This is a genomic window from Kribbella albertanoniae (assembly GCF_004348455.1).
GTDB classification, from domain to species: Bacteria; Actinomycetota; Actinomycetes; order Propionibacteriales; family Kribbellaceae; genus Kribbella; species Kribbella albertanoniae.
The window spans coordinates 167,285-181,949 of sequence record NZ_SMKA01000001.1 but is presented as its reverse complement, the minus strand read 5'-3'; the positions used below and the strand labels follow the sequence as shown (position 1 = coordinate 181,949).

The window sequence follows — 14,665 nt, the reverse complement described above, 5'->3', positions numbered from 1 at the left end:
CCCGCACCTTCGCCACCCCCGACAGACAGAACCCCAGGTCAGGCTCCCGTGACCTGGGGTTCTCCCCAATTCTCATCAACGAGTAATGGAGGTCCTCCGTAGCGTGATGCAGTCCATAACAAATGGTTCGTGGTTGCATCTTTCTGCTTCTGTTTCGGTTGACAGCGAGCGACTTGGGGCTACGGTTTGCCGCAAGGGGAGTCACAATCCGGGGGGCCGGCATGCAGAAACGTTTAGCGACCGCATTTTTCGTTCTGACTACTGCGGTCGTGATGGTGCTAGGCCTAACCGCCTTGCCCGCGCGGGCAGCCGAGGGGGATCCTGCGTCCTCCGTCGTGGCGACGTGGTCCTGTACCAGCAGCCCGTGCCCGTGGGGCCCGTCGGACACCAGCAACACGGCAGTCTGGCCGGCCGAAGCCGAGCCGATCCGGACCCGCTACGGCTACACCCTCTCCCACGACGTCTACGCCCCGATGTCAAAGGTGGCGGGCTGGAAGATCACCGTCACCTCCGGCAGCGCCACGGTTTACGCCGGCCCGGCCGACGACTCGCACTGGTCGCTTGCCGCACTGTCGGCCGGCGACAGCTACACCCTGCCCAGCACCCAGAGCAGCAACATCGTCAGCGTGCAGGACGGTTCGCCGTTCGAGTACACGATCACCCCCGGCACCCCGACCGACTCGCTGCCGGACTCCGGTGACGGCTCGGTGCTGGCCACCTGGACCTGCACCAGCAGCCCGTGCCCGTGGGGCCCGTCGGACACCAGCAACACGGCAGTCTGGCCGGCCGAGGCCGAGCCGATCCGGACCCGCTACGGCTATACCGTCTCCCACGACGTGTACGCCCCGGTGTCCAAGGTGGCCGGCTGGAAGATCACCGTCACATCCGGCAGCGCCTCGGTCTACGCAGGCCCAGTTGACGGCCCGCACTCGTCGCTGGCCGCGCTATCGGCCGGCGAGAGCTACACCGTGTCGAGCGCCCTGAACAGCAGCAGCATCGTCAGCGTGCAGAGCGGTTCGCCGTTCGAGTACGCGATCGTGCCCGGCGACCCGGGCCCGCCGCCGCCGCCCGCTTGTACCGACCCCACCACCTGCGACCCGGTCTCCTGGGTCAGCGCCCGCTGGCGCTACGCCGGAACCGGCGAGGCTTCCGATGACTGGTACGGCGGCGTCATCACCTGGCCGGTCGGCACGGCGTACCAGGGCAACGGCCGCTCTGGCTACAACGCGCGCGTCGTCTACTCGGAGTCGGGCGTTCCGCTCTACCCGTACATGGGTGCCTGGGCCGACGGGTGCATCGTCCGCGTGGTCACCGGCCGGGCCCTGATCATCGAGTGGGAGCGCGGTACGGACGAGTGGCGGGAGACGCTCGTGTACGCCGGCGAGACGCACACCATCTCGCTCAGCGGCTCCGAGAACGGCGCCATGATCGAGACGAACAACGACCTCGAGCCCTTCACGGTCTCGATGAGCAACTGCACCCCGCAGCCGTTGTCGGAGCCGAGCAACCGCGTCCCGGTGGCGAACGCCGGTGCGCCGCAGTCGGTCGTGGGCGGTACGACCGTGACCCTGAACGGGTCCGGCACTGACGCCGACGGCGACGCCCTCACCTACGCATGGACGCAGACCGGTGGACCGGCGGTGACGCTGTCCAGTACGACGACGGCGAAGCCGACCTTCACCGCCCCGTCCTCGGCATCCACGCTGACCTTCAGCCTGGTGGTGCGGGACGGCCAGGCCAACAGCGCGGCGTCGACCACCACGGTGACCACCACCCCGGTCAACCAGGTACCGGTCGCGAACGCCGGTACGGCGCAGTCGGTCACCACGGGTGCCACGGCGACTCTGGACGGGTCCGGCACCGACGCCGACAACGACCCACTCACCTACACCTGGACCCAGACCGGTGGACCGGCGGTCACGCTGTCCAGTACGACGACGGCGAAGCCGACCTTCACCGCCCCAGCCACACCAGCGACGCTGACCTTCAGCCTGGTCGTGCGGGACGGCCAGGCCAACAGCGCGGCGGCAACCACCACGGTGACCGTCACTGCTCCGAACCTGGCCCGGGGCAAGACCGCCACCCAGTCGAGCACCAGCGGTACCGCGGTGGCGGCCCGGGCGGTGGACGGCAACACCAACGGCGTCTTCTCCGCCGGCTCGGTGACCCAGACCAACCTCTCCACCCAGCCGTGGTGGCAGGTCGACCTCGGTTCCGCGGCGGCCGTCTCCACGGTCACGCTGTGGAGCCGGACCGACTCGAACCGGTTGGGCAGCGGCACGGTGTTCGTTTCCTCGACCGACATGACCGGCCGGTCGATGTCCTCGCTGCAGGCCGACAACTCGGTGAAGAAGATGACGTTCGCGGCGTTCTCGTCCACCACCAACAGCCTGACCCTGAACGCGGGCAACGCCACCGGCCGGTACGTTCGGGTGCAGCTGTCGAGCATCCTCACCACCCTGAACCTGGCCGAAGTGCAGGTCAGCGGCACCACCGGCACCGTGAACCTGTCCACCAACCGGCCGGCCACGCAGTCGTCGACCGACGTCGGCACCGCCGTACGGGCCGTTGATGGGAACACCAACGGCGTCTTCGCCAGCGGGTCGGTGAGCCGGACGGCGTCCAGCTCGCAGCCGTGGTGGCAGGTCGACCTGCTGACCAGTTCCCGGGTCAGCAACGTCACGGTGCACAACCGGACCGACGCCTCGACCGACAAGCTGAACAACGCGGTGGTGTTCCTCTCCACCGCCAGCATGTCGGGCCGCACCTACACCCAACTGATGGCCGACACCACGGTGACAAAGCTGAACCTCGGGCCAACACCGGGGCCGGTCACCACCCTGCCGACCAACACCGTCGCCCGCTACCTCAAGGTTCAGTCACCAGCCACCACCGCCGGCGTGATCAGCCTGGCCGAGGTCACAGTAACGGGCACCCAGCCCAACTGACACACAACCAGGAGTCCGTCCCGAGTCGTTCCATCAACGAAGCGCACAGTCCGGCCTCCACTCCCGAGCCTGCTAACACCCTGGATGCGGAGGACGAGGAAGACGTCCCGGAGGAGGCCGCTGGGGTGCCCTGTTAGCAAAGCTGTTAGCAAACCGATCCGCTGAGTGCCGCCGCAAGCCCCCGGACAGGCAGAACCCCAGGTCATGGATCCCGTGACCTGGGGTTTCTCTCCGCTCCTGCTCGGCCTGGTCAGGGCACACTCGATGAGGTCGGTTCGGGCTCACGTCGGTTCGCCAGGGATCACTCGGGAGCTCTAACTTCCGTACTTTGGCCCGTACTTTTTGCGGGTCGCAAACACCGCCACTTGGCGGAGGTAGACGCAGTCGATGACAACATTTGTCCCCTGAATTGGGCACAATAGTTGCTATGGCTGATTCGACGCTGGTACGGCTCGGCTCCATCGCGGAACACCGGTGGGGCCTGGTTACCACCGCCCAGGCCGAGGACGCTGGTGTCTCCCGCAAGCAACTCTCCCGGATGGCCTCAGCCGGCGCGATCGAGCGTATCGCACAGGGCGTGTACCGCATGGCCGGAGCACCACCACAAGATCACGAGGCGATCTATGCGACCTGGCTGGCACTCGGTGGAGCGACCGCACCCCGTACCAGAACGGGGGTCGCCTCGGTCGTAGGGGCAGGCATCACGGCGGCGATCGTCCACGATGTCGGCGACTTCTTCCTCGACGGCCTCGACTTCATCGTGCCTGCACGTAAAGGAACCCGGCTTCCCGGCGTTCAGCTGCGCATCCGGCAACTAACCCGTGACGAAGTAATCCCCATCAACGGACTCCCCGCCCTGACCGTCGAGCGCACGCTCGCAGATCTGGTCGAGCTCGGCACAGACCTGTCTCTGGTCGCCGGCGCCGTCCGTGACGCGGTGCGCGCCGACAAGCTCGTGGCACCCAGCCGATTCGCGTCTTACCTCGCCCCCATCGCAGCACAGCGCAGAGCTGACGGCACCTCTCTGGCAAACGACCTGTTCGAACTGGCCGGCGTCAGCCCGGAGGGATGGGATCGTGGCTGAGAACGAAAGTTACGCCGACTGGCGATCGCTGGAGCTGGCGATCAAGGACGCCGCGAAGAAAGCCGCCCAGCAGGCCGGCCCCGGAGTCAGTGCTGCCACTGTCGACGCCAAGATCCGGCAGGCCCGCTTCGACCGGTTCCTCTCTCGCGTCTTCGCCCACGGCGAGCAGTCCGAGTGGCTACTCAAGGGCGGGATGAGCATGCTCGCCCGCGTGCCCCGTTCGCGCACCACCAAGGACGTAGACCTCGCAGCTCAGCAAGCGCCCGACCTCGCCGAAGCCGAGAGAGCCCTGACCGAACTGGTCGACGTGGAACTCGGCGACCATCTCACGTTCCGACTCATCCGCTCCACACCCACCGGTCTCGGCGACAACCAGCCCGGCGTAGCGACCCGGCGCTATGTCTTTGCCTGCATCGACGTCGACCACGACAACCAGATCGACACCATCGTGGTCGACGTCGTAGTCGGACCGCCCCCGATCGGTCAACCCGAAGTCATCGAGCCGGCCAACCGGCTCCACCTGCGCCGACCACTGGTCACTCACCCCTACCGGCTCTACCCTGCCGCCGACCAGATCGCCGACAAAGTCTGCGCGACCATGGACACCAACTATCCCGGCGGCAAACACAGCAGCCGCGTCAAAGACTTAGTCGACCTCGTCGTACTGGCGCACACCCAGACAGTCGACCTGCGCGAGCTACAACTAGCAATCACTGCCAAACAGAACCTCAGCAACATCGAACCGTTCGCGCACTTCGACATCCCCGCCGATTGGCCCCGGACATACCCCAAAACCGCCAAAGGCGTACCAATAGCCGAATCCTTCACCGCCAAGACCGCAGCAGAACTCGTCGCAGCCTTCATCGACCCCACACTCGAGAAGAACGCGAACAACGCAACCTGGAACCCGCAGTACCTGACCTGGTCACCCGCCCGCACCGACTCGGGATCGGCACCTGGAAAAGAGTGACGCGCGATCGCGTCAGGGCGATCGCCGCAACCGACGTCGACGACGACGTCACATTCGACGGCGCAAGTCTGAGAACCGCGCTCGAAGCCACAGCAAGGCACCGCCGGATCACCTTGCGGCCACTCGGTTCAAGCATCACCGATCTCCCACACCAACGACAACCCTCGTACACCGCATGGCTAGGACGCCAAGGCCCTGCGGCCGGCTGTCGGCGGATACCCAACCAACTTTGCAGACGCGGTCGCGGTAATCGCAGCCTTCGCGGACCACTCATCAGCGGCGAGGCCAGGGCAACGCGGAAGATCCCGAGAACGCTCGGTGGACCTGACCGACAAAGCGAACCCGGTCGCGCCGGGCGTCAGCGTCATCTAGGTCCATGAGCGGCGCGGCTGGGATCCTGGCACATCGATCGAGGCTCTGGACCTGATGGGTTTGTGCGCAACGACTGGCGCCGCGGAGCCGTATTCAGACCCGCTCAAAGTGCAGCCGCTTGTACCCGGGCATGCGTCGCTGCAGCGAGGCTGCCAGCAGCGGGACGAGCGGGTCGTGGTAGTCGTGAACCTCGGCGACGGTCTTGCCGGGCGCGGGGCGGACGACTCGCCCAGCACACTGGAGCAGAAGTCCGTCGAAGGAGATCGGCGCCGCGAGGAACAGGGTGTCCAGGGCCGGTGCGTCGAACCCTTCGCCGACGAACGGTGTGGTGCCCACGACCAGGACACCGTCCCCGGCTCTGGCGTCTGTGAGGCGTTCGACGATTGCACGCCGTTCTTTGGCCCGCATGCCGCCCTGGAGGACAAGCGGTTGGTGGCCGCGACCGGCCAGGAGCGAGGTCAGCGTTTCGAGGTGGGCTACCCGGCGGGTCAGGACGAGGCAGTTGCGCCCCTGAATGAGACAGCCGTGGACATCGTCGAGGATCTGCTCATTGCGGGCTTTGTCGATGGTGAGTGCCCGGTGGGCCTCGGCGATGGGTGACGGGGCGTCGTGATCGATGTCTACTGCGGTGAAGGTCGTCTCGTGCACGTGCAACACTCGTGCCGGTCCTGCGATGGGGCCGACTGCTTCGGCCAGCGTCCCAGGAATTTCGTCAGTCATCGTGTGCCGGACCGGTCCGAGCTGCCAGTGCAGCAACTCGCCGAGGCCGTCGCGACGGTCGGGGGTGGCCGTGAGACCGAGCCAGTAACGGGCCGCGATCTTCTTGACCGAGTGGTCGTAAGCGGCTGCGGCGACGTGGTGAGCTTCGTCGATGATGATCTGCCCGTATCCGGCAGTCAGGGTCTCGACGTCGTCGTGCCTAGCCAGCGTGGGCAGCATGGCGACGTCGACGATCCCGGTCAGCTTGCTCCGTCCGCCGCCGAGCTGTCCTGGTTTGAGGCCGAGGAACTCGGTCAGTCGGGCCCGCCATTGATCGGCGAGGGCCTTGCGGTCGACCAGGATCAGTGTGGACACCGCTCGTTCGGCGATGACCGCGCACGCCATGACGGTCTTGCCCGATCCTGGCGGGGCGACCAGGACGCCATCGTCGTGCGCGAGCAGCTCGCCGACTGCCACTGCCTGCCGGTCGGTGAGCTCGCCGATCAACGCGACGTCGATCTCCTTGCCTGCGGTCCGGTTGTCGGTGACGTCGAGGCGGGCGCCGCTGCGCTCGACGATGCCGGTGACCAGGTGCCGGAGTCCGCGAGGCAGGACAAGCTTCTCGTCCAGGGTCAGGTCGTAGCCGGTGACGAACCGCGGGGTATCCCAGGTGGACTTGCGCAGCCGCTGCAGCTCGTAGAACTTCGGGTTCGCCATCGATGCGGCATGCTTGAAGGTCGCAAGGGCAGCAGGCGGGAGCTCGGTCGCGTCCAGGACCAGACCGGCGGCGAGCTCGGCGCGCACAACCGACGGCATGGGCGGGTGAACCTTGGTGGACTCGGCCCGTGCCAGGGTCGTGACGTCGCGACCGACTGCGGCACGCGACGCCTTACGGGCTATACGGGCGGCGTCACCCGGGGCGAGTCTGTCCAGCGTCGAGAGGAACGCCCACTGGTCCTCGTACGGTTCCAGCGTGGCCGGGTCGAGGAAGAGCGTGAGCCCATTCTTGCGGCGGTTGCCGTGGAGGGGTGCAGCGATCAGGTTGCCTGGGCCAGAGCCGGGCAGTACATCCTGGCTCGGGAACAGGCGGTCGTAGGAGCCTAGGCTCATGGCACCACGCTGGAGGATGGCCTCGTGGATCAGCGCAGTCCCGACCTCGCGTGCCGTCTGTGCAGGAATCGCCTTGGTGAAGAAGATCCACACGTGTGCCCCGGCGCCGGACTGGGAGATCTCCAGCGCAGCAGGGACGCCTGCAGTTCGGGCCGCCTTGACGTACGCGAGGGCGTCGAGCATCGCAGACTTGCCGTCGAAGTCGGCAGCCAGCCACCAGCAGGTGTTGTCCGGAAGCATCGGGTACAGGCCGATGAACAGATCCTGCCGCGCCCGCGCACCCAGGTGTTCCGCGACAACATCCGGAGTCAGCGGGAGCAGACGGGCGGTCGCACGAGTCATGCCCTTACGCCACCCACCCGCCGCCACGGGCATCCACCCCTTCTTTCCCGTGCGCGGATCCTCCCAGCGCTTGGCGTACGTGTCGTTCCTGGCACGGAACAGGTCCAGGTAGAGGGCAAGCTTCTGCTGCGGCGTCGAACCTGCCATCGACACCAACCCGCCAGGCCCGATCGGGGCCGCGAGTTGCTCGTCCGCGGGCGTGGTGTCCTGGCCTCGCAGCTCCAGCAGACGGGAAAGCCGCACATTCTCGACCCGCAGCCGGTCTCGCTCGGACCGGAGCTCGGACAGCTCACGACGCAGGTCAAGGCCGGCGCCGTCGCGATCCTCACCGAGACTCACGCAGCCATCCTGCCAGGACGCAGCCAATCCCCGCGGCATCGTGTGGCAGCCCTGTCGCGGACACCGGCAGAACACTGCCCATCGTTCCGTACTTCTTGTCGTACCTGGCAGGTCCGTGCGAGAAGAAGGCCCTCTGACTCAGGCGTATTGCCTGGCCAGAGGGCCTTTCGTGGAGCCGCCTGTCGGAATCGAACCGACGACCTTCTCAGTATCTGGAGGCCAATCGTAAACTCCCAGGTCAGGGGGCACTTCGGCGACGAAAGGCCTTGTATAGCTGGGATTCGTCCGACCGCTTGGAGCTCAGCTTGGTTCATCAGGGCTCACTGGGGAGCTCTCGCTTTGTGTACTTTTGGGTGTACTTTTCGAGGTCCGCAGTCCCGACAATTTGCGGGCCAGCACCGCGCCGTCTCGGGTGTCGGTGTAGCTGCGGCGGTTGACCTGCGCGGTGTGCCCGAGATGCGCTGTCCGGATCGCCTCCGGCACGCCAGCCCCGAGCGTCAATGTGTTCAAGGTTGCACGCCAGACGTGCGAACGTTCGGTCTCGAGAGCTGGAATATCCAACTCCTCGGCCATCTTCAGGTAGAGCGTCTTCACCGCCTCGTTGCGCTGCCTTTGGTCCCAGACAACGCCAGGCTTGGCAGGACTCGGAATCAGGGGACCACCCTTGGCGCGAGCGATCTCCCATCGCGGTTTGAACCGCGCCACGATTGCCGGATCGGTCACGTGAACGAAGCGCCCCTTCTTCGTTTTCGTGATCTCCGGCGGCAAATCGAAGATCATCTCGTCGCCGTCGAACGTGACCATGGAGGGATCGACATTCGTTGCTTCGCCGATCCGCAGGCCAGTCATAGTCTGTAGCAACGTCAGATCGATCGCGTTGGCCGCTACCGCGATACGGTCTTCAAGCGTATACATCCCACGCTTAGGAGGCTCGATCCCCTCGGCAGGGTCGAGCGCGAGCAGGTAGTCAATTACGGCGTTCCACTCGTCGGCAGACAGCGCCACACCCCCACGAGTTGGGGTGTCACCCTTGCTCCCTGCGAGATCGAGGCGCTTGCCTGCGATGGGCGAGGCGTCGATCAGTTCGTCGCGGATGAGCTGGTCGAGCACATACTTGCCCAGCACACTGCGAGCCTGGTGGGCGGTCTCCGAACCATGAAGCTCGGCGATCTCCACGAGGCACCTCTCGAGGGCGCGAAAGCGTGTCCCGGTGCCGATTGTGTGGCCTTTGAGGCTACGACTGTGCTTGTGGTCCTCACGTAGGCAGCCGCCGACAATCAGCTTGTAGACCAACAGATACCTGTCGCGTGAGTTGGTTGCGAGCTTCGCTGTCTCGATTGCCGGCTTGCTCACCTTCTCCATGTACGAGACGAGGTCGTCGGCTACCTTCCAGATATCGCTTCTAGACGCCGCCAGAAGTTCCTTTGCCTTGTCCTTGGCGCGACGTCTCGCCTCGGTCTTCGTACGACCCTTCGTTCGCGGCCTCCGGGTGCGTCCATCCGTCAGCCGGATCGTCCAGGTGAGCCACCATGTGCCGTCATCGTGCTCTTTCGGCTCGACTCGATCGATGCTGTGCTCCCCGATCTCGAGCCGAGACGTTGTTGGCCGGGGCCGTCCTGTTGCCTTCTGCGCCATGTCCCACCCCTACACAAAGAGATTGAATGCTATCTGAATGATCATCTGATAGCTTATTAGATCCAATCTGATCCCCATACGCAATCACGAGGAGTCATCCGTGCCCGAGACACGTGCCACCCCTTCGGTCCTGACGCCACAGGAGGCCGCGGACTACCTCAAGGTCGGATGCTCGACGATGAAGCGCTGGCGACTCAGAGGCGAGGGTCCCCGCTACGCGAAGGTAGGCAAGGCCGTGCGCTACCGCGAGGCGGACCTTGACGAGTATGTGAAGGGGCAGCTCGTCAGCTAGACCCAGAGACAGCAGGGCTTGCAGCCATGATCCCTAACTTCGAACGCACACCCCTTTGACGACAGCCGCAGAACAGCTGGCCCGGGATGCGGGCACTGGCGCCGGCTCCGTCAGAGCTCTTACATCCGAGAGCTACCCGCGGCCGGAGTCACGGTCGAACTCATTCGTCCCACTGAGGCTCTGAATGAGACCCGTGAGCCGATCGATCTCCTGACGAATCTGCTCCCACTGGCGCTGCGCAGCAACGCGGTCCGCTAGGTACTGCTGCTTCAGCGCCTCATTCTCTCCTGCACTGCGATCGGAGAGGAGTGCCGCGATCGGGAGGCCGAGGACCTCGGCCATGGCGGCCGCTTCGTCGAGGCGAATCGCTCGGGTCTGTTGTTCGATGCGCGCTACTGCTGACTTGTCAACATTGACCCCCAGGACTTCGGTCACCCTCCGCGCAAGCTCCGCCTGGCTCAGCCCCTGCCTCTCGCGCTCCATTCGGAGACGGCGGGCGAAGGTGTCGGAGGGCAGAGCAGGCATGGGGGGCATAGGAGGGCTTCCGGCTTCGATCGGGGGCACGCGTGATGTGCACCAGGAGGCTACCGAACCCAAACCGTTGTAGCTACAGCGGCAACCCATCGGTCTCTGATTCGGTTTCGGCTCGTATCTGTATCGAAACCTGCGATCTAGCGCCAGTCGGGACTGCCGATAGCCGCTGCCGATCTGCCGAAATCTTTACGAACTGACGCTCGAACAGAGCACTCCGGTGGAGGCGCCCCTAGCGGGTCGGGATCAGGCAGGCACCCCCATGGCTCGACCCGGTCCGTTCGCATCGCGACCCGACCCGACCCGCTTCCCGAGCATCCGCTTATCATTTAATGGTTATTTAGATGATTATTCGATAAGCTCATTCAATGATGATCACCCAGGTTGCCCGGGCCTCTTCGGGCAACGGATCGAAACGCGAAGGGAACGATCGATGAATCGGATCAGCGAGTCAGTCGCCTCGGCGCTCATCCAGGCGCAGGTGCCGCTGCCTGACGCGGCCTGGGACGTCAAGTCCTTCCTGGAGAATGCCAAGACCTACCTCCAGACGACCGGCGGCCTCTTGCTCATGGCGCTCGGCACGGCCGGCTTGATCTGGGGAGTCGTGCAGCTCATCAAGAAGCTCATCGGCGGGCAGCAGAACGGTAAGGGCCACGGTTGGGGCGAGATCGTCATGCTCATTCTGATCGGCGGAGCAGTCGGCACCGGCGGCTGGACGCTCGTCAACGCGGTGGGCTCCGGTGGCCAGACCACGATCGAGGAGCTCGGCGGCGGAACGATCGTCGTCGCACCGGGTCCGATCGAAGGCCGATAGCCAGACCAGCCGCACGCCGGCTCCATCGGCACTCGACGGCCGACAACCGCAGGGACGTACATGAGCATCAACGACAGGCTCACCGCATTCGGCAAGGTCTTCCGGCTCGACTCGCACCACGCGATTGAGCGCTTCGGGCTCTTCTTCGGCGTGCTCACCCTCGCAGGCGTGCTCCTGCTCGCGGCATCGGGTGTGTCGGCGATCACGGCCGGGCGCGACACTCTCGCCGAAAGGGCTCTGTGGACCCCAAAGTTCACGACCTCGAAGACACAGCTCAGTGGCGATGTCGACGGCGTCTACACCAATAAGCGCAAGAACAAGGCTCTGATCATGATGCACTTCGACGATCGGGCCAAGATCTCCTACGACGCGTCCGACTACAAAGCGTTCCTGCTCGGATCGGACGACAAACTCAAGACCGAGAAGCTGAAGACCCCCGGCGTTACCGGGTCGTTCCACGTCTTCGGGGCAACTGGCTACGTCGGCGTGGTTCTCGAGTCGCAGCGGGCGTTCGAGCCGCAGGTGCTCAACCTCACCATCCGGGCCAACGCAGAGCTCTCCTTCAGCAAGCAGCGAGCCGACGGGGCGAACGCCGACGAATTGATCGGCGACAGGTCGTTCGCGAAGTACGACCAGTGGCGGATCTTTCTCAATCCCGGGGCCTCGGGAAGCACGACGATTGACTCGCTGGACGCGGCGAAGTTCGATGCCGCGCGCGCCTATTACGAGGTCGTCCTCGAACAGGAGGAGACCAAGGCTCGCGACGCTCTCGACGAAAAGCTCGGCGAGATGCGCACGAGCCTCACGCAGATCAGCTCCTACAGCAAAGACCTTGCCACGACAAAGGTCGACGGCCTGTTCCTGCGCCCACCGGCCGTCCCGGCGAGCATCGCCGGCGACCAGGTCACCGGCGAAACCAAGGCTGAATCCAAGGCCGGCGAGTCGACGCTCGCGCTGCACACCACGAAGGTCGTGCCTGGCGGGTTCAAGTTCGACTGGCGCTCGAGCAACGTCGAAGCCGGCTACCTCGATCAGCTCGTGCCGAAAGGCCAAAGCTACGTCGACTACCTCCAGACCAAGGCAGCGGAGACGGCGAGCACCACCGGTACGTCGAGCGAGATCAGCGACATCGCGTGGACGTTGTCGAACGGGAAGAGCCTGACCACCGACTACCGGACGTCCGACGTCACCATGCGCCCCTTGACCACGGTCATGAACAACCTGTCCCAGGCATACCAGGACTACTACGCCAGCAAGTCCAAGTACCAATCGGACCTCCTGCTCGGCCTGCTCAAGCTCGACGTCGACCTTCGCGACGTGCGCACCAACAACACGACCAACGCAGACGAGGACTTCCTCGTGACCTACAGCTAAGCCACCTCGGCAGGTCTGGGGCAAGAAGCTCGCGCGGCCGACAGGGCTCCCTGCCGCCACAAGAAAGAGGAAAACATGGAGGACGACACCTCACAGACCCACGACGCGACCACGAACGCGGGCACGAGTGAGCAGCCGACGGCAGGGGCCACCGGTGGCCCGAAGGGCGGGAAAACTCCGGCCCGCGGGGACTTCAAGGGCGCCATGGCCGGAGCCGCAGCCGATGCCGCGGTCGACCAGGCCGTCGGAGACCGGCTGTCCGACGGCAAGAAACGGCTGTTGACCGCCGGAGCCCGCGGTGCAGCCGAAGGCGCGATGCAGGGCGGCGCAGCAGGCGCAGGCGTCGGCGCCGCGAAGGAGACCGGGCTTGCCGCCCTGCGGCAGACCTCGGAGGGGAACAAGCACGCTCCCACCCCGGAGCCGGACGACCGTAACCACGCAGGCCCCACTGTCGATCCCGACAACCAAGATCTTCACCCGAAACTCGGCACGGGCGGCACGAGCTATCGGCGCGACCAAGCCTCAGGCGACGAACCCGAGACCACTGCCGGAAACGGACCGGGACATCCAAACAGCGGTGGCCGGAACAAGAAGGTGGCCTTGGCCACCGCGGCGTCCGCTACGCCGCCGGCTGGTTTGCTCGCGCTACTCATCCTCTTCCTGAACTGGCTGAAGTCGTTCTTCTTCGCGATGCTCGCGCAGGCGTTGTCGTTCCTGCAGATGATGCTGCAGTGGATCGTCGGTGCAGGCAGCGCGATGTGGAATGCTGCCACGAAGCCGTTCATGGCGGCCGGGGCCGCGGTGGCAAAGGTCGTCGCCGCGATCTCCGGCGGCAGTGCGGTGATCTCGACAACCGTCGCTGCGGCAGGACTTGCAGCGGTGTCCGGCCTCGGCGTGCTCGCGCTCATTGGCGGCCTTCTCAGCGTCGTCAGCACAACCTTCACCGTGCACGACGATCCGATCGCCACGGACTGCAGCGCCCGCGGCGACAGCGTGGTCCCGGTCGGGAGTAACGACCCGGTTGATACGAACGCCGACAAGAACGCCCAAGCCGTGTACTCGGTCCTGAAAACCTGGGGCATGCCTGAGGTCAATATCGCCGGCATCCTCGGCAACTGGACCCAGGAGTCCGGGATCGACCCGACGAGTGTGCAGAACTTCCCCACCGGGACCTACGCCATGACCGACCAGAAGAAGACCGCTGCACTGAACACCGACAACGGCATCGGCCTTGGCCAGTGGACCTTCGGCCGGAACACCCTGCTGCGCAACTACGCCGGCGCGAAGGGTTCGGACTGGTGGAACCTCGGACTGCAACTGCGATTCATGGCCGATCTGAACGGCGGGGACAACCCCAGCGACGTCCGGGTCTTCAAGGGCATGCTCACAACCCCACAGGGCACTCCAGCTCAGGCCGCAACGTACTTCCACGAGAACTGGGAACGATCGGCCGACGGACCCGCCGGGATCGCGGCCCGCGGCCAGAAGGCCGAGATGTGGTTCGCCAAGATGAGCGGCTGGACGGTCGACAAAGGACTGGTCCGCACGACGGTGGGCGACTTCCTCAACGAGGGCGGCACCATCGTCAACCTCCTCCTCGAAGGCGGGCACTGCAACGCCCCAGGCAACGACGGCGCCGTCTCACCGAAGAGCGGCGGCATGACCAACGAGGAAGCACAGGCGCTCATCAGCCTGTTCAATCAGGAAGGCGACAAGTTCCTCGACAGCCGCTACGGCGACCAGGGCGGACCCGGATCGTGCGGCAGCAACCACGCGATGAACTGCACGAGCTTCAGCACCTACTTCGTGAACAAGTACACATCGTTCCAGGCCTATCCCCCGGGCGACGGTATCCGGACGGCCTACTCGATCGCGGAACAGACTGGCAAGAAGATGCAGGCGAGCCCCGTCCCGTACTCGGTCGGATCCGGCCCGAGCTCCACGGGATGGGGGCACACGCTCGTGGTGCTTGGTGTCGACGGCGACAAGGTCATCCTCGGCGAGGCGGGCTACTGCGCCTACATGGGAAGGGTGCGCGTCGACAGCGCCGCGGCAATGGCAGCCGAGGGCTGGATGTTCGTTGACGTCTCGGACCTAATGCTTCCTGCCGATCAGGTCAAAAAGTCATGACCGCCAGCGACCCGCTCTCTGCTCC

Annotated in this window: 10 protein-coding genes; 7 read left to right on the top strand and 3 right to left on the bottom strand. The window is 65.4% G+C overall.

Features of this window, described 5'->3' with window-relative positions; genetic code table 11:
• Positions 1-221 precede the first annotated feature (221 nt).
• From E1261_RS00730 to E1261_RS00720, 3 genes are all read left to right on the top strand, one after another.
• Entirely contained in the window at positions 222-2,948 is a 2,727-nt protein-coding gene (locus E1261_RS00730) for a PKD domain-containing protein (RefSeq protein WP_132400055.1), read from the top strand.
• Positions 2,949-3,375: 427 nt separating this feature from the next.
• On the top strand, positions 3,376-4,032 hold the full coding sequence (locus tag E1261_RS00725; RefSeq protein WP_132400052.1) for a type IV toxin-antitoxin system AbiEi family antitoxin domain-containing protein: 657 nt from the start codon (positions 3,376-3,378) through the stop codon (positions 4,030-4,032).
• On the top strand, positions 4,025-5,002 hold the full coding sequence (locus E1261_RS00720; RefSeq protein ID WP_132400049.1) for a nucleotidyl transferase AbiEii/AbiGii toxin family protein: 978 nt from the start codon (positions 4,025-4,027) through the stop codon (positions 5,000-5,002). The genes E1261_RS00725 and E1261_RS00720 overlap by 8 nt, the downstream gene beginning before the upstream one ends.
• Before the next feature lie 465 nt (positions 5,003-5,467).
• Here E1261_RS00720 and E1261_RS00715 read toward each other — a convergent pair whose 3' ends face one another.
• Together E1261_RS00715 and E1261_RS00710 are read right to left on the bottom strand one after the other, a co-directional pair.
• A complete protein-coding gene (locus E1261_RS00715) occupies positions 5,468-7,864 on the bottom strand; it encodes a DEAD/DEAH box helicase (RefSeq protein ID WP_202874228.1) in 2,397 nt (798 codons plus the stop codon).
• 300 nt (positions 7,865-8,164) lie between these two features.
• The gene (locus tag E1261_RS00710; protein ID WP_132400043.1) at positions 8,165-9,499 is read right to left on the bottom strand and encodes a site-specific integrase; all 1,335 of its coding nucleotides are present in this window, start codon (positions 9,497-9,499) and stop codon (positions 8,165-8,167) included.
• A 100-nt stretch (positions 9,500-9,599) separates the two neighbouring features.
• Here E1261_RS00710 and E1261_RS00705 point away from each other — a divergent pair, with 100 nt between their 5' ends.
• Entirely contained in the window at positions 9,600-9,791 is a 192-nt protein-coding gene (locus tag E1261_RS00705) for a helix-turn-helix transcriptional regulator (RefSeq protein ID WP_165952291.1), read from the top strand.
• Between the two features lie 132 nt (positions 9,792-9,923).
• Here E1261_RS00705 and E1261_RS00700 read toward each other — a convergent pair whose 3' ends face one another.
• A complete protein-coding gene (locus E1261_RS00700) occupies positions 9,924-10,316 on the bottom strand; it encodes a helix-turn-helix domain-containing protein (RefSeq protein WP_272948536.1) in 393 nt (130 codons plus the stop codon).
• A 439-nt stretch (positions 10,317-10,755) separates the two neighbouring features.
• Between E1261_RS00700 and E1261_RS00695 the strand changes: the two genes are divergently transcribed.
• From E1261_RS00695 to E1261_RS00685, 3 genes are all read left to right on the top strand, one after another.
• Complete coding sequence (locus E1261_RS00695) at positions 10,756-11,136, top strand: hypothetical protein (protein ID WP_020385318.1); 381 nt, start codon at positions 10,756-10,758, stop codon at positions 11,134-11,136.
• A gap of 60 nt (positions 11,137-11,196) precedes the next feature.
• A complete protein-coding gene (locus tag E1261_RS00690; RefSeq protein WP_132400037.1) occupies positions 11,197-12,510 on the top strand; it encodes a hypothetical protein in 1,314 nt (437 codons plus the stop codon).
• A 75-nt stretch (positions 12,511-12,585) separates the two neighbouring features.
• The gene (locus tag E1261_RS00685; RefSeq protein WP_132400034.1) at positions 12,586-14,640 is read left to right on the top strand and encodes a phage tail tip lysozyme; all 2,055 of its coding nucleotides are present in this window, start codon (positions 12,586-12,588) and stop codon (positions 14,638-14,640) included.
• The last annotated feature ends 25 nt before the right edge of the window (positions 14,641-14,665 follow it).